Annotated in this window: 17 protein-coding genes; 10 read left to right on the plus strand and 7 right to left on the minus strand. The window is 71.7% G+C overall.

Annotated elements, in window-relative coordinates; translation table 11 throughout:
- Nucleotides 1-269 precede the first annotated feature (269 nt).
- The 3 genes from proS to FRANEAN1_RS01720 all read right to left on the minus strand — a co-directional run bounded on the left by proS (nt 270) and on the right by FRANEAN1_RS01720 (nt 3,510).
- Nucleotides 270-1,676: a proline--tRNA ligase gene (gene proS / locus FRANEAN1_RS01710; protein ID WP_041255281.1), complete on the minus strand. Its 1,407-nt coding sequence runs from the start codon at nt 1,674-1,676 to the stop codon at nt 270-272.
- A gap of 367 nt (nt 1,677-2,043) precedes the next feature.
- Nucleotides 2,044-2,217 carry a hypothetical protein gene (locus FRANEAN1_RS42885; RefSeq protein WP_347176943.1) on the minus strand — a complete coding sequence of 58 codons (174 nt, stop codon included), beginning with the start codon at nt 2,215-2,217 and terminating at the stop codon, nt 2,044-2,046.
- Nucleotides 2,218-3,012: 795 nt separating this feature from the next.
- On the minus strand, nt 3,013-3,510 hold the full coding sequence (locus FRANEAN1_RS01720; RefSeq protein ID WP_012157794.1) for a TIGR00725 family protein: 498 nt from the start codon (nt 3,508-3,510) through the stop codon (nt 3,013-3,015).
- 267 nt (nt 3,511-3,777) lie between these two features.
- Here FRANEAN1_RS01720 and pstS point away from each other — a divergent pair, with 267 nt between their 5' ends.
- The 5 genes from pstS (at nt 3,778) to FRANEAN1_RS01745 (ending at nt 9,231) form a co-directional block, all read left to right on the plus strand.
- Nucleotides 3,778-4,884: a phosphate ABC transporter substrate-binding protein PstS gene (gene pstS, locus FRANEAN1_RS01725; RefSeq protein WP_041253601.1), complete on the plus strand. Its 1,107-nt coding sequence runs from the start codon at nt 3,778-3,780 to the stop codon at nt 4,882-4,884.
- Between the two features lie 168 nt (nt 4,885-5,052).
- Entirely contained in the window at nt 5,053-6,204 is a 1,152-nt protein-coding gene (gene pstC, locus FRANEAN1_RS01730; RefSeq protein ID WP_012157796.1) for a phosphate ABC transporter permease subunit PstC, read from the plus strand.
- Complete coding sequence (gene pstA, locus FRANEAN1_RS01735; protein WP_012157797.1) at nt 6,201-7,265, plus strand: phosphate ABC transporter permease PstA; 1,065 nt, start codon at nt 6,201-6,203, stop codon at nt 7,263-7,265. The genes pstC and pstA overlap by 4 nt, the downstream gene beginning before the upstream one ends.
- A 104-nt stretch (nt 7,266-7,369) precedes the next feature.
- On the plus strand, nt 7,370-8,146 hold the full coding sequence (pstB, locus tag FRANEAN1_RS01740) for a phosphate ABC transporter ATP-binding protein PstB (protein ID WP_012157798.1): 777 nt from the start codon (nt 7,370-7,372) through the stop codon (nt 8,144-8,146).
- Between the two features lie 11 nt (nt 8,147-8,157).
- Nucleotides 8,158-9,231: a response regulator transcription factor gene (locus tag FRANEAN1_RS01745; RefSeq protein WP_012157799.1), complete on the plus strand. Its 1,074-nt coding sequence runs from the start codon at nt 8,158-8,160 to the stop codon at nt 9,229-9,231.
- A gap of 106 nt (nt 9,232-9,337) precedes the next feature.
- Here FRANEAN1_RS01745 and FRANEAN1_RS01750 read toward each other — a convergent pair whose 3' ends face one another.
- The 4 genes from FRANEAN1_RS01750 to FRANEAN1_RS01765 all read right to left on the minus strand — a co-directional run bounded on the left by FRANEAN1_RS01750 (nt 9,338) and on the right by FRANEAN1_RS01765 (nt 14,122).
- Nucleotides 9,338-10,213 carry an A/G-specific adenine glycosylase gene (locus tag FRANEAN1_RS01750; RefSeq protein ID WP_347176944.1) on the minus strand — a complete coding sequence of 292 codons (876 nt, stop codon included), beginning with the start codon at nt 10,211-10,213 and terminating at the stop codon, nt 9,338-9,340.
- A 96-nt stretch (nt 10,214-10,309) separates the two neighbouring features.
- A complete protein-coding gene (gene disA, locus FRANEAN1_RS01755) occupies nt 10,310-11,389 on the minus strand; it encodes a DNA integrity scanning diadenylate cyclase DisA (RefSeq protein ID WP_012157801.1) in 1,080 nt (359 codons plus the stop codon).
- Nucleotides 11,390-11,535: 146 nt separating this feature from the next.
- Nucleotides 11,536-13,008 (minus strand): DNA repair protein RadA, encoded by a 1,473-nt coding sequence (gene radA, locus FRANEAN1_RS01760; RefSeq protein ID WP_012157802.1) that lies wholly within the window; start codon nt 13,006-13,008, stop codon nt 11,536-11,538.
- Between the two features lie 343 nt (nt 13,009-13,351).
- Nucleotides 13,352-14,122, minus strand: coding sequence for a hypothetical protein (locus FRANEAN1_RS01765; protein ID WP_012157803.1), 771 nt, complete (start codon nt 14,120-14,122; stop codon nt 13,352-13,354).
- 1,105 nt (nt 14,123-15,227) lie between these two features.
- Between FRANEAN1_RS01765 and FRANEAN1_RS01770 the strand changes: the two genes are divergently transcribed.
- The 5 genes from FRANEAN1_RS01770 (at nt 15,228) to FRANEAN1_RS01790 (ending at nt 19,288) form a co-directional block, all read left to right on the plus strand.
- Nucleotides 15,228-15,710 carry a CarD family transcriptional regulator gene (locus FRANEAN1_RS01770; RefSeq protein WP_006545253.1) on the plus strand — a complete coding sequence of 161 codons (483 nt, stop codon included), beginning with the start codon at nt 15,228-15,230 and terminating at the stop codon, nt 15,708-15,710.
- 204 nt (nt 15,711-15,914) lie between these two features.
- On the plus strand, nt 15,915-16,604 hold the full coding sequence (gene ispD / locus FRANEAN1_RS01775) for a 2-C-methyl-D-erythritol 4-phosphate cytidylyltransferase (protein ID WP_012157805.1): 690 nt from the start codon (nt 15,915-15,917) through the stop codon (nt 16,602-16,604).
- Nucleotides 16,601-17,083 carry a 2-C-methyl-D-erythritol 2,4-cyclodiphosphate synthase gene (gene ispF / locus FRANEAN1_RS01780; protein WP_012157806.1) on the plus strand — a complete coding sequence of 161 codons (483 nt, stop codon included), beginning with the start codon at nt 16,601-16,603 and terminating at the stop codon, nt 17,081-17,083. Before ispD ends, ispF begins: the two co-directional genes overlap by 4 nt.
- A 222-nt stretch (nt 17,084-17,305) precedes the next feature.
- Nucleotides 17,306-17,698, plus strand: coding sequence for a PPOX class F420-dependent oxidoreductase (locus tag FRANEAN1_RS01785; RefSeq protein WP_012157807.1), 393 nt, complete (start codon nt 17,306-17,308; stop codon nt 17,696-17,698).
- A gap of 69 nt (nt 17,699-17,767) precedes the next feature.
- The gene (locus tag FRANEAN1_RS01790) at nt 17,768-19,288 is read left to right on the plus strand and encodes a cysteine--tRNA ligase (RefSeq protein WP_012157808.1); all 1,521 of its coding nucleotides are present in this window, start codon (nt 17,768-17,770) and stop codon (nt 19,286-19,288) included.
- Nucleotides 19,289-19,404 lie beyond the last annotated feature (116 nt).

Consider the following 19,404-nt stretch of genomic DNA (forward strand, 5'->3'; position numbering starts at 1 on the left):
CCGCACGTCAGCGAGCGTCCGACGGCGGGCGGCGCCGTCCGGAAATGGACTTCCATCGCTTTTCGATGTTTCCGTCCGCGATGTCAAGAATGGCTGCGCCAGTTACCGGGGCACCTACTCGCGGTTTCCACCGCTAAGGCCCGTCGGGCCGGTGCGCCGGAAAAGCGGGAATGGCCCGTCGGCCCTCGTTCGGCCGGCCCTCGTTTGGCTGGCGCCGGCTGGGATCTGCGCCGGCTGGTCCGGTGGCCACCGGACCAGCCGTGCCCGTGTCAGTAGGCGCGGGCCACGAGGCAGACGAGATCCTCGTCCCTGGTGTCCGCGGTCGGCAGGGCGCCGTCCGGCGTCTGCAGGCAGCGGACGGTCAGCGAGTCCTCGGCGAGCCGTGCCTCGCCGTCCTCACCTACCAGGCGCCAGGGCAGCCGGGCGAAGCCCGTCGCGGCGGCCTCGACCGCCTCGGTCAGCGAGGTGACGTCCGAGGTGCGCTCGTCGCGCAGCGCCAGGGCCTGTGCGTACAGGCTCGCTTGCACCTCGTCGAGCAGGACGGGGACACGGCCGGCGGCTTCACCGAGCGGCACCGGGAACTTCTCGGCGGTGTCCCGGCGGGCCAGCGTGACGTTGCCGGCGGCCAGGTCGCGCGGCCCGACCTCGACCCGGACGGGGATGCCCTTGAGCTCGGCGTCGGTGACCCGGCGGCCGAACGACAGACCGGGGCGGGCGTCCAGCCTGGCCCGGACGCCGAGTGCGGTGAGCGCGTCGGTGATCTCGCGGGCCTTCGTGACCACGGCGTCGTCGTCGCGGACCGGGAGCACCACTACCTGGGTGGGCGCGAGCACGGGCGGCACCCGCAGGCCGTTGTCGTCGCCGTGAGCCATGATCAGGCCACCGATCATGCGGGTGGAGCTGCCCCAGGAGGTCGTCCACGCCAGGTGGCGGCCGCCGTCCGGCCCGAGGAAGTCGATGTCGAAGGCGCGGGCGAAGTTCTGGCCGAGCTCGTGGCTCGTCGCCATCTGCAGCGCCTTGCCGTCACCCATCATGCCTTCGCAGGTCATCGTGTTGATCGCGCCGGCGAAGCGCTCCTTGCGGGTCTTCGCCCCGACGAACACCGGCAGCGCGAGCACCGAGGTCATGAACTCCCGGTACACCTCGAGCGCGATCCGGCGGGCATAGGCGGCGGCGTCCGCGGCGTCCGCATGGGCGGTGTGCCCCTCCTGCCACAGGAACTCGCTGGTGCGCAGGAACAGCCGCGGGCGCAGCTCCCAGCGGACGACGTTCGCCCACTGGTTCAGCAGCAGCGGCAGATCCCGGTAGCTCTGCGTCCACTTGGCCATGTACTCGCCGATCACCGTCTCGCTGGTGGGACGGACGACGACCGGTTCGGCCAGCTCCTTGCCGCCACCGTGGGTGACGACGGCCAGCTCGGGGCTGAACCCCTCGACATGCTCGGCCTCCCGGCGCAGGTAGCTCTCCGGGATGAACAATGGGAAGTAGGCGTTCACCGCGCCCGCGGCCTTGATCCGGGTGTCGACGTCGGCCTGCATCCGTTCCCACAGCGCGTAGCCGTACGGCCGGATGACCATTGTGCCGCGCACGGGCCCGTTGTCGGCGAGCTCGGCCTTGTCGAGCACGTCCTGGTACCAACGCGGGAAGTCGGTGGAGCGGGGGGTGAGAACAGCCACGTCGTCCACGATATTGGTTCGGTACGACGGGCCGGCGGACGCGGCCCACCCAGGTGACCGCCACGGGCCCCGCGGACGCGTACGGGGCCCCGGTTCCGGCCCCGGCTCCGAAACGGCCCGCCCCCCGAGACGGGCCGCACCGGACCCGGCCCGCCCGGCCCCGGTGTGCGCGGCCGGGGCCGGGTGGGTGGGTGGGTCACCAGCGAGTCACCGGCCGATGGGAAGGGGACACCCACCGCTCGCGGAATGCGGCGGGCCCCGGCCGGGACAGCGTGCCGGCGACACCTCTGCCGCGCTGTCCGCTGGTGAGCCGTCCGCTGGTGAGCCGTCCGTCCGCGGCCGGACGGCGGACGGCTCGGCGGACGGCTCAGTGGTGCGCGACGGCGTCCTCGGAATCCGGGCGTGGGACCTCGCGGAAGATGAGGGAGAGGTCCACGTCACCGTGGTGGCTGACGAGGGCGGCGGCGGGCGGGACCAGGATCATGGCGCTGGTCAGGTCGGCCGCCGTCGCGCCGGGGGCGAGGACCAGCTCGTGCTCCACCAGTAACCCGTTCCGGACTGTGACGACTTCCGCCAGCGACGGCGGTGGACCTCCGGATACGGGTCTGGGTTCCGGCATGAGTTCACCGGTGTCGACGGTGTTCATCGTGCATGCTGCCTTCCTGTTGCTGGCGGTCCACCGACTTCGGTGTCGCGGGCGGGATCGGAGACAGGTGTGTTCAGCGCGAGTTGGTCCCGCCGGCGGGACCTGGTCCCGGCTGTCGGGCTGACCGGTGGAGCTGGGGGTTCCGTCGGACAGCCGGTGCCGGCCGGGCCTGTTCGGCGGGCGGAGCGCGGTCGGCGACACCCGGTGCTTGCGGTGACCGGCGACCGAACTCGACATGAACGATCGGCGACGCGATGGCGACGGCTGGCAGCGCCGTCGCCGAGCTCGCGGGAGTTCCGGGTGGTTCCCTGGCGAGCCCGGATGAGACCGGAGGGGCGTCGTCGTCGCCGTGACGTGCGTTCGGGCCGAGCCTGAACCACCTCCTGACTCTGCGGTTATGAGGCAATGCTGTCAGCTACCGCTTGTTTGCTTTATAGCAAACGGCCGGCTGGCCGGGAAGGCAAGGGACGATCTCTGGTCAGAGTTGGACGTCTGGTGACGCGGGACGAAAGTCCGGTTCGTATGCGTAATCGGAAGTCCGAAATGGCGCGTTCGCAGTGTCTTGTAAGCGGTGTGCGCGACCTTGTGTCTGGGGGTGGTCTCGTCGGCGGGCCGCCACGGGGATCCACGCCGGCCTGCCGACGAGACGTCACGCGAGAGATCACGCGATCCGCGGCGCGGCAGGCCCGCTCAGGGCACGGCGGCTTCGAGAACAGCCTGGACCCGCGCGAGCGCGTCCGTTACGCCGGTGGCCACCTGGACCGACGTCGGTTGATCGCGGTGTCTCGGGTCGCCCGCCGGCGGCGTCGGCGCCCAGCTTCGCAGGCTCACGACGGGGACGCCCGTCCGCAACGCCAGGGCGACCTCGGACAGCGTGCCCCAGCCGTGTCCGACGGCCACCACCGCGGCGGCGGAACGGACCACGAGCACGTTCCGTGCCTCCCCGAGACCGGTGGGAACGACGACGTCGATCCACGGGTTGGCCGTGGCCGGATCGTTGCCTGGAAGCAGGCCCAGGGTCCGCCCACCGGCTGCCCGGGCGCCCCGCGAGGCCGCGGCCATCACGCCGCCGAGGCCGCCGGTCACGACGGTCAGCCCCAGCCTCGCCAGGCCTGCGCCCAGGCGCTCGGCGTCGGTTTCCTGCTCCGGTGTCGCCTCGCCCGGACCGATGACGGCAACCTGTCGCATGCGCTCACGACTCCGTTCCACCGCCGGTCACGGTGTCTATGTGTGTAGCGTGTAACTACTGAAGGTAGCTAAATGGGTCGTGTGTGGGTTGTCGACTGGTGTCGAAACCCATGGCCGAGATGTGTTCCTGTTTGAGTGCGGTTCATGTCCGTCGATGTTCACCCTTCGTTCACTCGGCATCGCTTCGATTCTCGCCGGCACCCCGATCCGGGGGGCGGGACCAGATCCGCGCCGCGAGGCGCGAACCAGATGGACGAAGGATTGCTAGTGAACCTAGGCAAGCGTCAGATCGTCGCGGGCCTCGCCGCCGCGGCGCTGCTCTCTCTGGCCGCGTGTGGCTCGGACGACAACACCGACACCGCGGACGGGACCGCGCCCACGGCCTCCGCCGGCGCGATCGACTGCGCCAAGGGGTCGATCACCGGGTCGGGGTCCTCCGCGCAGAAGAACGCGATGGACGAGTGGGTCTCGGCCTACCAGGACGCCTGTGACGGCGCCACCATCAACTACCAGGGCTCCGGCTCGTCGACGGGACGCCAGCAGTTCATCGACAAGCAGGTCACCTTCGCGGGGTCCGACTCCGCACTGAAGGATGCCCAGAAGACCGCGGCGGACGCCCGCTGCACCGGCGGCGCGGCCGTCGACATCCCGATGGTCGTCGGGCCCATCTCGCTCATCTACAATCTTGACGGTGTCGACAAGCTGAACCTCAGCCCGTCGGCCATCGCGAAGATCTTCTCCGGTGCGATCACCAAGTGGAACGACCCGGCGATCGCCGCCGACAACTCCGGCGTCAGCCTGCCGGACGCTCCCATCCAGGCGGTCCACCGCTCGGACGGCTCGGGCACGACGGACAACTTCACCAAGTTCCTCAAGGGCGCCGCGGCGTCCGACTGGACCTTCGAGGGCGGCTCCGACTGGACCGCGCCGGGTGGCCAGGGCGCCAAGGGCAGTGACGGTGTGACCTCGACCGTCAAGTCCACCCCGAACGCGATCGGCTACGTCGAGCTCTCCTACGCGGAGAACGCCAGCCTGCCGACCGCGCTGGTCGGCAACGCCTCCGACGAGTTCATCGCGGCGAGCACCGACGCCGCCTCGATCGGCATCAGCTCCGCCAAGGTCGCCGACGGCGACGACCTCAAGCTCACCTTCGACTACACCACGGCGACCAAGGGTGCCTACCCGATCTACCTGGCCACCTACGAGATCGTCTGCACCGCCGGCACTCCCGCCGACCAGGCTCCGCTCCTCAAGAGCTTCCTGACCTACATCGCGTCCGCGGACGGCCAGGCCGCGATCGGTGACCTCGGCTACGCCCCGCTGCCGGACGAGATCGCCACGAAGGTCCGCGGCGTCATCGCCAAGATCGCCTGACGGAAAAGGCTGGCCTGACGGGCTGACCAGCATGTCCTTCCGCGGCCGGGGCACCGTCGCCCCGGCCGCGGAACCTGGTTTTCCGGGCGGCCGCCGCGGCTGCCGGTCGATCCGACCGGCAGCCGCGCCGGCCGCCCCCTGAGGGAGGAAGAGTCGAGGTAGGTACGGATGACGACTGAGCCGGGTAGCCCGGCCGACGCCGGGTCTCGGGGGACCGGTTCACCGACCACCCCGGAGGCGGCCACCGCACCAGCGGCGGAGGCCGCGCCGACGAGCACCACGTCGACGGACATCACAGCGGCGGGCGCGACACCGCCGGGCGCGACACCGCCGGGCACAACGCCGCCGGAACTCGTGCCACCGGACATCACACCGCCGGCGGACGCCAAGCCGAAGGTCGGCCTGGCCGACGTCGTGTTCAAGAACCTGACCAGGACGGCGGGCGTCAGCCTGCTCGTGCTCATCGCGCTGATCGCGATCTTCCTGGTGCTGCGGGCCACCGACGCCCTGAGCGCGAACACCGGGAACTTCCTCACCACGGAGGAATGGCGGGCCAACGCCGACCCGCCCGTCTTCGGTGTCGCAGCCCTCCTGTTCGGAACTCTGGTCTCCGCCGTGGGGGCACTGATCATCGCGGTTCCGGTCGCGGTCGGAATCGCGCTTTTCATCACTATCTACGCGCCTCGTCGGCTGGCCTCCGGGCTCGGTTTCATCGTCGACCTGCTCGCGGCCGTGCCGAGCGTCGTCTACGGTCTCTGGGGCCTGATCGTCCTCGCTCCGCACTTCAACGGGACGCAGTCCTGGCTGGCCGACTACTTCGGTTGGATCCCGCTTTTCGACACCGGTGCGGGCACGGTCGGCCGGTCGATGTTCCTGGCCAGCGTGGTGCTGGCAATCATGATTCTCCCGATCGTGGCGGCGATTTCCCGGGAGGTCTTCTCCCAGGTTCCCATCACGCATCGTGAGGCCGCTCTGGCGCTCGGCGCAACCCGCTGGGAGATGATCCGGACTGCGGTCATTCCCTACGGCAAGCCGGGTGTGATCAGCGCTTCCATGCTGGGCCTCGGCCGGGCTATGGGCGAGACGATCGCGGTGGCCCTCGTCCTGCCCGCCTCCTTCGACATCTCCTGGAAGATCCTCACTCCCGCCGGAAACACGATCGCCGCGAATGTGGCGAACGGCTTCGGTGAGGCAAACGACATCGGAAAGGGCGCTCTCATCGCGTCCGGTCTCGTTCTCTTCGTCGTCACGATGGTGGTCAACATGATTGCTCGAGCCGTCATCGCGCGGCGTCGCGAGTTCTCGGGGCGCGCCGCATGAGCACCGCGACGACGGCACCGCCGGCCCCGGTAAGCGGCGGATCGCTGAACCTGCGTGGGCAGACGCTGAGCCGGCCGGTGCTCGGCGCCATAGCGGTGGGAGCGGTCGTGCTGACCCTCCTGCTCTACCTGGTGACGTCCATCCACAGCCGGATCCAGTTCGTCCTGATCGCGCTGATCCTGTTCGGGATCGGGCAGACGGTCGCGTCGGTCGTCGTGGAGGGGTCACGGCGGGCGCGGGACCGACTCGTCACCTCGGCGGTGTTCGGCTCGTTCCTTCTCGCGCTCATCCCGCTTCTCGCGATCGTCGTGAGCGTCGTGAGCCGGGGCGCGAAGCGGCTGGACGGGAACTTCCTCACGCATTCGATGCGCAGCATCAATGCCCGGGAGGCCGGCGGCGGCGTCTACCACGCGATCATCGGGACCCTCGAGCAGGTCGGGCTGGCGAGCGTCATGGCGGTGCCGTTCGGGCTGCTGGTCGCCATCTACCTGGTCGAGTACGGAACCGGCCGGATCAGCCGCGTGATCAGCTTCTTCGTGGACGTCCTGACCGGCCTCCCGTCGATCATCGCCGGTCTGTTCGTGCTGGGCTTCTGGATTCTCGCGCTGGGACAGAGCTTTTCGGGTTTCGCCGGTGCCCTCGCCCTGACGATTCTCATGATTCCGGTGGTCGTGCGTTCCGCCGAGGAGATGCTGAAACTCGTTCCCGACGAGCTGCGCGAGGCGAGCTATGCGCTCGGTGTCGCCCGGTGGCGGACGATTCTGAAGGTGGTGCTCCCGACCGCGCTGCCGGGAATCGTCACCGGCGTCATGCTGGCCGTCGCCCGGGTCGCCGGCGAGACGGCGCCGCTGCTGTTGACCGTCTTCGGCGCGAACTCGATCAACTTCAACCCGTTCTCCGGTGAGCAGTCGGCCCTTCCGCTGTACATCTACTCACAGGCCGGACAGCCGCAGCAGGTCGCGATCGACAGAGCCTGGGCCGCGGCGCTCACGTTGATTATCATCATCATGCTGCTCAATCTGCTCGCTCGGCTCGTGGCGCGCCGGGCGACGATCAAGTAGCCCGTGGTGGCCGTCGTCGTCCGCCCAGGGCGCCAGTCGGCAGTCCGGGTACTGCCTTCTTCCACGAACCGACCGACCGCACAAACACCTGAGTCGAGGTAGCAATGGCCACCCGTATCGACATCTCCGGGCTGACCGCCTACTACGGGAAGTTCAAGGCCGTAGCCGACGTGAACCTGACGATCGAGCCCAAGACCGTGACGGCCTTCATCGGCCCGTCCGGCTGCGGGAAGTCGACCGTCCTGCGGACGCTCAACCGGATGCACGAGGTCCTCCCCGGTGCCCGGGTCGAGGGCAAGGTCCTGCTCGACGGGGAGGACCTGTACGGACCCGGGGTCGACCCGGTGAACGTCCGCCGCAACGTCGGCATGGTCTTCCAGCGGCCCAACCCGTTCCCCACGATGTCGATCTACGAGAACGTCATCGCCGGGCTGAAGCTGAACGGCGTCCGCAAGAAGGCGCTGCTCGACGAGCGGGTCGAGGAGTCGCTGCGCGGCGCCAACCTGTGGGACGAGGTCAAGGACCGGCTCAACCGGCCCGGCGCCGGGCTGTCCGGAGGCCAGCAGCAGCGACTGTGCATCGCCCGCGCGATCGCCGTCGAGCCGCAGGTGCTGCTCATGGACGAGCCGTGCTCCGCGCTCGACCCGATCTCCACCCTCGCGATCGAGGACCTGATCCAGAAGCTCCGGTCCAGCTACACGATCGTCATCGTCACGCACAACATGCAGCAGGCGTCCCGCGTGAGCGAGACGACGGCCTTCTTCTCCCTGGAGAAGACCGGCGACCCGGGACGGCTGGTGGAATGCGACCGCACCTCGCAGATCTTCAGCAACCCGAAGGAGAAGCGCACCGAGGACTACGTCTCCGGGCGGTTCGGCTGAGATCTCCCGACGTGTGGCCGACGGCCAGCGGCGGGGGCGACGGTGCGGTCGCCCCCGCCGCGCCAGATCACGGACAGCCCTCGCCCTGGCTGCTCATCGCCGACGACGAGGCGAACGACGAACTGCTACCGGCATTGCGCGGCCGGGGCGTGGAGGTCAGCGTCGTCACCGACGGCGCCCAGGCCCTCGTCGAGATCGGTCGGCTCGACCCGTCGGCCGTGCTGATCAGCGCACGGCTGCCGGTGGTGGACGGCGTCACCGTGATCCGCACGGTCCGCTCCGTGGCGGGCCGGGACACTACGCCCATCCTGTTCGCGGTCGGCCCCGGTGACCGGGAACAGGCCGCGGCGGCGCTCGAGGCCGGGGCGAGCGCCTGCGTGGGCAAGCCGTACCGCCTGCACGAGGTGCTGGCGATGGTCGGTGCCGTCGGCGGCCTGGCGGCCGTCACGGCCGGCCTGGGCGCCCCGGGCGGTCTGGGCGCCCCGGGCGGTCTGAGCGGTTCAGGCACCCGGATGACGCCGGCCGCGGGCCGCGCCGGCTCGTTCGGAGGCCCGGAGGGCGCCGGCGGCTTCGGCGCCGGGCCGGAGCACGTCGGCGGCATCGGCGGGCTCCTCGCCGCCGGCGGGCCGGGCCGGCCAGGGTTGGCCGGCGCGTTGACGGTCCCCGCGGCATCGAGCGTGCTGCGCTCCGGGCCGGTCGTTCTCGACGTCGACGCGCACGAGGTCACCGTGGACGGCCGCGCCGTCCACATGCCGCCACGGGAGTTCCGGCTGCTGCACCTGCTGCTTGGGCACGCCGGGCGGGTCGTCACCAGGGAGACCCTGCTCACCGAGGTCTGGGGCTCGGCCGACACCGACCCGAACACGCTGGCGGTGCACGTGCGCCGCCTGCGCCGCCGCCTCGGGGATTCCATCTCCGGCGCGGCCGACGGCGCCGCGCAGCGACACGACTCCGCCGACGCTCCCAGCGTGTCGTCGCGCCCGGTTGTGACTTCCCGTGGCCTCATCGACGTTCATCCGCCGCTTATCGAGAGCATCCGCGGGATCGGATATCGCTTTCGGGCCCCCGCTCCGCGCCCGACCTGATTTCGGGGCGGACCATTTCACGGCACTTCCGTGCTGCCGAAGTGCCGTGAAATGGTCCGCGGGATGCCAAAGAGGGCCGCGGCGTCCGGGCGGGAGGCACAGGGCGTCAGCGTGGAAGGGCGTAGACGCCCGGCGCCGTCCGGCTGACCAGGCCGTCCGTGAGGAGCCCGGCGAGCGCCCGGTCGCGCTGGACGGGCTCGTCCCACACCGCGTCGAGGTCGGCCTGCTCGACCGGCCCGGTCGCCTCCCGGAGCACGGCCAGCAGGCGGCCGCGCACCTGGCGGTCGGTCCCGGCGTAGCCCTGCGGGCGCCGGGCCGGGCCCTCGGAGGGCGGGCTGCCGACCGCCAGCCACGCGCACCTGTCCCGGACGGGGCACGCGGCGCAGCGGGGCGCCCGGGCCACGCAGACCAGCGCGCCCAGCTCCATGAACGCCGCGCTCGCCCGCGCCGCGGTCTCCGGGTCCGCTGGCAGCAGGTCGGCGACCAGCGCGAGGTCGCGCCGGGAGACCGACGTCGGCCCCTCGGCGACCCCCTCGACAGCCCGGGCGACCAGGCGGCGGACGTTCACGTCGATCACGGCGTGGCGCTGCCGGAAGGCGAACGCCGCCACGGCCCTGGCCGTGTAGCTCCCGACACCGGGCAGTGCCAGCAGGTCGTCAAGCTCGTCCGGGACGGCGCCGCCGTGCCGTTCCAGCATCGCGGTGGCGGCCTGGTGCAGTCGCAGAGCCCGGCGAGGGTAGCCGAGGCGCCCCCACGCCCGCACGGCCTCACCGGAGGGCTCCGCGGCGAGGTCGGCCGGTGCCGGCCAGCGGCTGAGCCACTCCGCCCAGACCGGCAGGACCCGGTTGACCGGCGTCTGCTGCAACATGATCTCGCTGACGAGGACGCCCCACGGCGTCGTCTCGGGCCGCCGCCAGGGCAGGTCGCGGGCACAGACCGCGAACCACTCCAGCACCTCGTCAGCCATTCGCACGGATGTCATCGCGGGAATCGTCTCAAGCCTCGGCACACCGCCCACCGCCGGCCCTCAGCCCGCCCGCGGCCGCCTCCCGCCACCGCACCGCCTACCGCGGCGCTCTCAGACGTAGCGTTCGAGGATGCTCGACTCCGCGAGCCGGGAGAGCCCCTCACGGACCGCGCGGGCGCGGGTCTCACCGACGCCGTCAACCGCCTGGAGGTCGTCGACCCCGGCGGCGAGCAGCTTCTGCAGGGTGCTGAAGTGGTCGACGAGGCGGTCCACCACCATCCGCGGCAGGCGCGGGACCTTGGCCAGCATCCGGTAGCCACGCGGGCTGATCTGGCGGTCGAGGATGTCCGCCCCGCCGGAGAAGCCGATCACCCGGGCGATGACGGTCAGGTCGAGCAGGTCCGTCGGTGACATCGCGGACAGCTCGGCGAGCACCTGGGCGGCGTTGCCCGCCCGCGAGCCGACCGGCAGGTAGTCGCGCACGGTGAGCTCGCGCTCGGTCTCGACGCCGGCCATCAGCTCCTCGAGCTGCAGCGACAGCAGCCGGCCGTCCGTCCCGAGCTCGACGACGTAGCTCTCGATCTCGTCGGCGATCCGCCGGACCATCTCCAGCCGCTGGCTCACCGAGATAGCGTCACGGACGGTGACCAGATCCTCGATCTCCAGCGCCGAGAGGGTGCCGGCGACCTCGTCGAGGCGCAGCTTGTAGCGTTCGAGCGTGGCCAGCGCCTGGTTGGCGCGGGAGAGGATGGCCGCGGCGCCGTCGAGCACGTACCGCCGCCCCGCCACGTACAGGGCGATGATGTGCATCGACTGGCTGACCGAGATCACGGGGAAGCCGGTCTGCTTCGCGACCCGCTCCGCGGTGCGGTGCCGAGTGCCGGACTCCTCGGTCGGAACCGTGGGATCCGGGACGAGGTGCACGGCGGCCCGTACGATCCGCGCGAGGTCGGAGGAGAGCACGATCGCGCCGTCCATCTTCGCCAGCTCGCGCAGGCGGGTGGCCGAGAACTCCACGTCGAGCTCGAATCCGCCGGTGCACAGGCCCTCGACGACCTTGTCGTGGCCGAGCACTATGAGCGCTCCGGTGTGCCCACGCAGGATGCGCTCGAGACCGTCACGGAACGGGGTACCGGGCGCGACCGCGGCGAGTGTCGCCCGGAAGATGTCATCCCCGGGTGGTCCTGCCATCAGGCTCCCTCGTTGTTCTTCGACGTCTTGTGCGTCGAACGCCCCCACCGTGTCGTGCCCGTCGCCGTAATGGTATCGGTAAGTCGCATGCGGATCAGTGTGGGCTCACAGCGGCCTCACCATATCCGGCAATCACCAAAGCAGGTTCATTCGTCGTACATGTGCGCAATGGCCGCGATAAGGTCCGGTACTTCCTGGACGGTCAACCCTTCCGGCGCCTCTCCGGACCCGGTCGGCACGAGCGCCCGGCGGAAGCCCAATCGGGCCGCCGCGGCGAGCCGCGCACGCACCGCGCCCACCGAACGCACCTCGCCCGCCAGGCCCACCTCGCCGATCGCCACCAGATCGCCCGGCAGCGGCCGGTCGCGGGCGGCGCTCACCGTGGCCAGCGCCACCGCCAGATCCGCCGCCGGCTCGGCGAGCCGAACCCCGCCGACCGTCGCCGTGTAGACGTCCGCGCGGCCGAACCGGACCCGCGCCCGCCGCTCGACGACGGCGAGGATCATCGCCACCCGGGCGGCGTCCAGCCCCGACACCGCGCGGCGCGGCACCTGCGCCGATGCCTCCGCCACCAGTGCCTGCACCTCGGCGACCAGCGGACGCCGGCCCTCCACCGTCACCGTGACGCAGGTGCCGGGCACGGCCGCCGGCCCGGCGCCGCCGGACCGTGACAGGAACAGCCCGCTGGGATCGGCGACCTCGCGGATGCCCGAGTCGTGCATCTCGAAGCAGCCCACCTCGTCCGCCGGGCCGTAGCGGTTCTTGCCGGCCCGGAGGAGACGGAGCGTCGAGTGCCGTTCGCCCTCGAAGTGCACGACGACGTCCACCAGGTGCTCGAGCAGCCGCGGCCCGGCCACGGCGCCCTCCTTCGTCACGTGGCCGACCAGCACGGTCGCCAGGCCCAGCGCCTTGGCGGTGCGGATCAGGGCGCCGGCGACCTCGCGCACCTGCGTCACCCCGCCGGCCGACCCGTCGAAGCCGGAGGAGGAGATGGTCTGCACCGAATCGACGACCAGCAGGGCCGGCTGGACCTGCTCGACATGGGTGAGCACCGCGCCAAGATCGGTCTCGGCCGCCAGCCAGAGATCGGGATGCAGCGCGCCCGTCCGCCCGGCGCGCAGGCGGACCTGGGCGGCGGACTCCTCCCCGGTGATGACGAGCGAGCGCGACCCGGTGGCCGCGCTGCGGGCGGCGACCTCCAACAGCAGGGTCGACTTGCCCACACCCGGCTCCCCGGCGAGCAGGATCACCGCCCCGGGGACGATCCCGCCGCCGAGCACGCGATCAAGCTCACCGATGCCGGTGGGCCGCGAGCGGGCGGTCGTCACGTCGACCGCCGTGACCGGGGTGGCCGGCGCCGTCACTGGGGCCGCGGCACCGATGCGACCGGTGCCACCCAGCCCACCCGAGAACCCGCCGGCCCGGCGGGGGGCGGGTGCCTGCGCATCGAGGGTGCCCCAGGCCTGGCAACGCGGGCACCGGCCGGCCCACCGAACGGCCTCGGCCTCGCAGGCCGAGCACCGGAAACCACCCGCGGGGTTGCGGGAACCCGCGCCCGCCCGCGAGGAGGCACGCCCTGCGCCCGCACCGGACCGCGCCGCGGGACCTGTAGACGACATGGCGGCCACCGTAGCCGGTAGGTCCGACAATCAGGGCGAGCTCCCACCTCCAGCAGGGCGGGCTCCCACCTCCGGGCACTGCTGAGGAGCCCTCAGAGCACCGCCGAGGAGCTGCTCGGCACCAGAGCGCGGGCCTGATCCCCGAAGCCGGGCCCAGCGGCTGAACCGCGGCCCGGCGGCCGAAACGGGACCCGCTCACAGAAATGTGGCGGGTCAGTAAGTCCATGGACTTACTGACCCGCCACACTTCGTGCAGATCAAGGGAAGACGGCGGGCGGATGGTCGTCGGGGCCCGGCAGCCTGCCTGGCCCCGACCTGGCGACCTGCCCCGGCCGCGGGTGGGTCAGGCCGTCGGGGCGGTGGGGGCGCCAGCGGGGGCGCCGGGCTCGGTCGTCGTGCCGCCGACCGCCGGTGCGCCGCTTTCGGCTGGCGCGCCGCTGGACGGCGTGGCGGTGCCGGACGGGGACGCCGAGGTCTCCGCGGGCACCGTCGGGGCCACCGGGCCACCGGACGCCCCGGGGGCCGGGGCCTCGACCGGCACGTCGAGGGTGACGCTGCCCGCCTTCGCGAATGTGAAGGTGACGGGCACCTCGTCGCCGATGGCCAGCGTCTCGTTCAGGCCGGTCAGCGTGGGCGCCGAGCCGTTCGCGATGTAGATGTTGCCCGCACCGGGACGGATGATCGAGGGCTTGGGCGCCGTGCCACTACTGGCGGCGGGGGAGGAAATCCCGATCAGGCTGTCCTCCTCCGCTCCACCGTTGAACACGGCGGAGATGATCTGCGCCGACCCGCCCTCGTTCGCCGGGCCCGCGACGTAGACATTTCGCAGGGTGACCGACCCAACGGCTCCGCTCACCGTGTTGGTCGTGGTGCGGGCGGAGTTGGTGAGGGCGTCGGTGCCGGACGCGCATCCGCTCAGCGCGGCCGCGGCGACGGCGGCCGCGGCGACGGATGTCGCCAGGGCGGCCCGCGCGCGGACCCGACCGCGGCGGGCGGTTCTCGGGCCGCCGCCGACTTCCGGGGCGTGGCCCGGACCACCGGTTTCGGTGGCTTCGACGTGCGGCGTCCCATGGATGGTGGACGTCGCGGAACGAGCACCCAGACGGCGGCTCACGGCTCGGTGGCTCCTCCTGCGCAGGGACCGGCGCGCCTGGCGCGTCGGTGCCGATCGGTCGTGACCGGTCAGGTGGCCGTTGCGGGGGCCCGCAGCGGCCGGCGCGCACCGGTGCGCGCCGGCGCGACGTCCAGTCGGTGGATCGCCGCGTGGCGCACCGGGAGCGCACCCGGTCACCCGCGTCCCAGGTCGGAGCCGCGGGTGCGGGGCTAAGACTAGCCATCCGCGCCCGCTATGTGCGGCCTAGCGTGTTGGGCTCGACATCTCGGACCGATCGGACGGCTGGCAACAGATCCGAACGGCCCATGCGAACCCGCCCGCAGGTCGGACCCGTTCGCCGCGGCGCGGGTGTGGGCGGGAGAGCCGTGGCCTCGGGGGGCGGGTCCAGGCGGGTTCAGCTGTCTGACCAGGTCGGCGGGTGGAGCTGGCGGAAGGGAGCCGGCCTGGGGCGGGTAAGCGACCGCGAGCATGGCGTTTCCCCGTCGTCTCGCGCAACCGGATGTCATCTGCGTGATCGGATGTCCGGAAGATCCGCTTCGTCATGACTCGGGCCAGTTGCGCGCACCGAACAGGGGGGCCTGGATGGGCCCGGCACCCTCGGGGCGGGCCGACCGGATTCCACAGGTCCGGGGGAGAAAGGCCGCAGGGCCCTGGGAAACAGGGTCTTCGGTCCCCGCGGCGGCCGCCCCGTCTTCGGTCGCACGGCGAGCGCGAGCGGGCGGGCGGGCGGGGGCGGGAGGCGGCCGCCGAGCCGGCGCGACACGCCCGGTGCGGACGGCGGCTCCGGGGGACCTTCGGCGGGTCGATGTGGGGCCAGCGGGGTAGGGACGGTAGTGTCGCGACGCTCTTGATGCCAACAACCGGACAACTTCCGCCGCAACGCCATCTGTTTCGCCAGACCGGACACGTCGCCCGTTGATAGCCCCCGACCTGCGCCGATCCGGTCGGGCTCGGCGCCAGGTCTGTCGCGTGCCGTACCTGCCGGCCTCGGAGGGTGGCCGGAACACGACGGCTGCCCCCTTCCAGTGGCAGGCCAGCAGCGCGCGTCTGACCTGCGGCGATGCGTGCGTGTTACGCTGGTAGAGGCGGAAGGGGCACGTGACACATGGCGTTCCAAGTCGGCGAGACCGTTGTTTACCCGCATCATGGTGCTGCTCTGATTGATGCGATTGAAACGCGCGTCATCAAGGGTGAAGAGAAACTTTATCTCGTGCTGAAGGTCGCCCAGGGCGACCTCACTGTCCGCGTTCCAGCCGACAACGTCGGCATGGTCGGGGTGCGTGACGTCGTCGGTCAGGACGGCCTGGAGCGTGTGTTCGAGGTGCTACGCGCCCCGCACACGGAGGAGCCGACCAACTGGTCCCGGCGGTACAAGGCCAATCTCGAGAAGCTCGCCTCGGGTGACGTGAACAAGGTCGCCGAGGTGGTTCGTGATCTCTGGCGGCGTGATCGTGAACGCGGTCTTTCCGCGGGTGAGAAGCGCATGCTCAGCAAGGCGCGGCAGATTCTCGTCAGCGAGCTCGCGCTCGCCGAGGGAACCAATGAGGACAAGGCTGAAGCCATGCTCGACGAGGTTCTCGCCGGCTGATACCGGCAGGCTCGAACATGCGCGGTCGGCAACACCAGGACGGCATTGTGCGCGCCGTCCGACGTCAGCGGAAGGCTTGATGTTTCCGACCGAATCGTGGTTGCGGCGGATTTTCATCCCCGTGGGAGTGCCCCCGGAAGGGGGCCTCTCACCCGTCCGGATCTCCCGGGCGGTCAGGCGCGGTCGCCGCGGAGGCCGGAGTTGGTGAGCACTCGGGTCGGGGCCCTCGTCCCGGCGGCGGGCCGAGGCGAGCGCCTCGGCGGTGGCACGCCCAAGGCGCTGCGGCCGCTCGGGGGCCGTCCGATGCTTTTGCGCGCGGTGGAGACGCTCCTGTCGTCCACGCTCGTCTCTCAGGTCGTCGTAGCGGCACCGCCGACTCTCGTCGAGGTGGTGGGCCAGATCCTGGGCCCACGGGTGCGCGTCGTCCCCGGCGGAGCTGAGCGGGTGGACTCGGTCCGCGCCGCGCTCGAGGCGTTGGACGACGACATCGGCGTGGTCCTCGTGCATGACGCGGCGCGGCCGCTCACGCCCGCCAAGCTGGTGGACGCCGTCGCGACCACGGTGCTCGACGGCCATCCCGCCGTCATCCCCGTGTTGCCCGTGACGGACACCGTCAAGGAGGTGGACGCCGACGGCCGGGTGGTGCGGACCCCACCCCGGGACGTCCTGCGCGCGGTGCAGACCCCACAGGGCTTCCGGCGGGACATCCTGCACACGGCCTACGCGAACCGGGACCTCCCGGTCACCGACGACGCCGGCCTGGTGGAAGCTCTGGGGGTGCCGGTGACGACGATCCCCGGCGCCGAGGAGGCGTTCAAGGTGACCCGACCAGCTGACCTGGTCCTCGCGGAGGCCCTGCTGGCCCAGTTCGCACCCGGCGACGGGCAGCGGTGACCGAACCGTCGCTGCCCCGGGTGGGCACAGGTGTCGACGTCCATCCCTTCGAGCAGGGGCGGGAGTGCTGGGTCGCCTGCCTGTTGTGGCCCGGGGAGACGGGGCTCGCCGGGCATTCCGACGGTGACGTCGCCTCGCACGCCGCGTGCGACGCGCTGCTCACCGCGTCCGGCATCGGCGATCTCGGTGCCGTGTTCGGCACCGGTCGCCCCGAGTGGTCCGGTGCGTCCGGCGCGGCGCTGCTCGGCGAGACCGCGCGCCTGCTCGCCGAGGGCGGCTGGCTGATCGGGAACGTCGCCGTCCAGGTGGTGGGCAACCGCCCGCGGATGGCCGCGCGCCGGGTCGAGGCGCAGGAGGCGATGTCGGCGGCGCTGGGCGCCCCGGTGAACCTCTCGGCGACGACGACGGACGGGCTGGGCCTCACCGGCCGCGGCGAGGGCCTGGCCGCCATCGCGACGGCTCTGGTCACCCGCGTCTGACGTTCTCGGCTTGGCCCCGGCGCCCGACTACCCCGTGCCCGGCGGGACCCGTCTGACCGGACGCGCGTGACAGTGCCTGTGGCTGTCAGTGGCCCGCGGTCGTCCGAAATGGTCGTGGGCCAAGTCGTGGGCCAAAGGGATATGCCTGACTGGCATCGGCGTAGGTTGGATCCCGGGTGGAGTGAGAGGGTGTGCCCGGTGAGTGACTCCCGGAGGAGTGTGATGGCGGCGCGGCTTCCCGAGTCGGTCAGGGCGCTCGCGGATGCTCCGACATACGTGACGCTGGCGACGATCCGTCCCGACGGCTCGCCTCGCCTGACCGTGCTGTGGATCGCCCGGGACGGCGACGAGCTGCTCCTGTCGACCGTGCGCGGGCGCGCGAAAGAGCGTGACATCGCGCGTGACCAGCGGGTCGGGCTGATGTTCCTCGATCAGCGGGACCCGTACAGCTACGTGGAGGTCCGCGGGCTGGCCACGCTCTCCGAGGAGGGCGGCAAGGAGCTCATCGATCAGCTCGCCACCAAGTACACCGGGTCCCCATACCAGTGGGACGGTCCGGATGAGGTCCGGCTGGTGATCCGGGTGGTCGCGGAGCGCGTTCTCACCACCGGCTGAGCCCGCCGCGACCGACCCGGGGGACCTCCCTTTGGCATCGTCGCCGCGGCGGGGCCGTACCCTTGACAGATGGGTCTTCACCTCTATGACACGCGCACCCGGCGCGTGCGGCCGTTTGTGCCGCTGCGCCCCGGTCATGTGGGCGTGTACGTGTGTGGGCCCACCGTCCAGTCTCCGCCGCATGTGGGCCACATCCGTACCGCGCTCGCGTTCGACCTGCTGCGGCGCTGGCTGACGCAGAGCGGCCTGTCGGTGACGTTCGTCCAGAACGTCACCGACATCGACGACAAGATCATCGTCAACGCCGACCGGGCGGGGACGAGCGTGTGGGAGCTCGCCACCAGGCAGACCCGGGCGTTCGAGGACGCCTACCGGGCCGTCGGGATCCTGCCCCCGACGATCTCCCCGCGGGCCACCGGGCACATCCCCGAGATGCTCGAGATGATCGCCGTCCTGGTCGAACGGGGGTTCGCCTATCCCGGCGCGGGCTCGGTGTGGTTCCGCGTCGGCGCGTTCGCGGACTATGGTGCGCTCTCCCATCAGCGGCCCGCCGCGATGCACCCGTCCCCGGAGTCCGAGCCGGGCAAGGCCGACCCCAGGGACTTCGCCCTGTGGAAGGCCGTGAAGCCCGGTGAGCCGTCCTGGTCCTCTCCCTGGGGCCCTGGCAGGCCGGGCTGGCACCTGGAGTGCTCAGCGATGGTGGGCAAGTACCTCGGCGACGTGTTCGACATCCACGGCGGCGGGCTCGATCTGGTGTTCCCGCATCACGAGAACGAGCGGGCGCAGTCCGTGTGCGCGGCGGAGCTGGCCGCCGCGGGCGCCGCGCCCGCGGCGGCCAGCTCCCGGGGTGCCGTGGCGGCTGGCGCCGACGTGCCGGGTGCCGGCGGGGCGGGCGAGATGGCGCGCTACTGGATGCACGTGGGTCTGCTCACCACCGGTGGCACCAAGATGTCGAAGTCGCTGGGCAACTCGTTCTTCGTGACCGACGCGCTCGCCGCGGTACGCCCCCAGGTGCTGCGCTACCACCTGCTCTCCGCGCACTACCGCTCCTCGCTGGAGTACAGCGCGCAGACCCTGGAAGAGTCCGCGGCGGCGCATGACCGGATCGAGACGTTCGTCCGCAACGCCCTGGACATCCTGGGCGGCCCGGCGGAGGCCGCGGCGCTTGCCGCCGAGGCCGATCGCGTGGCGGGCACCGAGGCTGCGGACGCGGACGGGGCCTGGTCCGAGTTCGCCGCGGCGCTGGACGACGACCTCGGCGTCGGCCGCGCGCTGGCCGCCCTGTTCGGCGTGGTCGGCCGGGGCAACCAGGTGCTGTCGAAGACCCACAGCCGCGAGCTGGCTGGCTGGGTGGACGTCGCCCGCCGGATGCTGACCGTCCTCGGGCTCGACCCGGTCGAGCAGTGGCCGACGGCGGGCGCCGAGCTGCGTCCCGCGCTCGACGGCGTCATGGACGTCCTGCTGGACCTGCGCTCGGCGGCCAGGGCCCGGCGGGACTACAGCGAGGCCGACTCCATCCGCTCCCGGCTCGCGGCGGCCGGTGTGGTCATCGAGGACACGCCCGAAGGGCAGCGCTGGCACCTCACGTAGGCGACGGGCCGCCGGCCCGCCTGGGCGAGTCCGGGCCCGGCCGGCCATCCGCGTGGCCCGTCGTCGAAGCGAGTTGCCTGAGTCAGTCCATGTGCTGCTGGCGGGGCCGCCCGGTG

Source organism: Parafrankia sp. EAN1pec (genome assembly GCF_000018005.1).
GTDB lineage: Bacteria > Actinomycetota > Actinomycetes > Frankiales > Frankiaceae > Parafrankia > Parafrankia soli.

Excerpts from the sequence above, each read along its gene's own strand:
- FRANEAN1_RS01785 (WP_012157807.1), top strand. The coding sequence starts at position 17,306 with ATGGCGGCGCGGCTTCCCGAGTCGGTCAGGGCGCTCGCGGATGCTCCG.
- pstB (WP_012157798.1), top strand. The coding sequence starts at position 7,370 with ATGGCCACCCGTATCGACATCTCCGGGCTGACCGCCTACTACGGGAAG.
- FRANEAN1_RS01790 (WP_012157808.1), top strand. The coding sequence starts at position 17,768 with ATGGGTCTTCACCTCTATGACACGCGCACCCGGCGCGTGCGGCCGTTT.
- radA (WP_012157802.1), bottom strand. The coding sequence starts at position 13,008 with ATGTCGTCTACAGGTCCCGCGGCGCGGTCCGGTGCGGGCGCAGGGCGT.
- pstC (WP_012157796.1), top strand. The coding sequence starts at position 5,053 with ATGACGACTGAGCCGGGTAGCCCGGCCGACGCCGGGTCTCGGGGGACC.
- FRANEAN1_RS01770 (WP_006545253.1), top strand. The coding sequence starts at position 15,228 with ATGGCGTTCCAAGTCGGCGAGACCGTTGTTTACCCGCATCATGGTGCT.
- pstA (WP_012157797.1), top strand. The coding sequence starts at position 6,201 with ATGAGCACCGCGACGACGGCACCGCCGGCCCCGGTAAGCGGCGGATCG.
- disA (WP_012157801.1), bottom strand. The coding sequence starts at position 11,389 with ATGGCAGGACCACCCGGGGATGACATCTTCCGGGCGACACTCGCCGCG.
- FRANEAN1_RS01750 (WP_347176944.1), bottom strand. The coding sequence starts at position 10,213 with ATGACATCCGTGCGAATGGCTGACGAGGTGCTGGAGTGGTTCGCGGTC.
- FRANEAN1_RS01720 (WP_012157794.1), bottom strand. The coding sequence starts at position 3,510 with ATGCGACAGGTTGCCGTCATCGGTCCGGGCGAGGCGACACCGGAGCAG.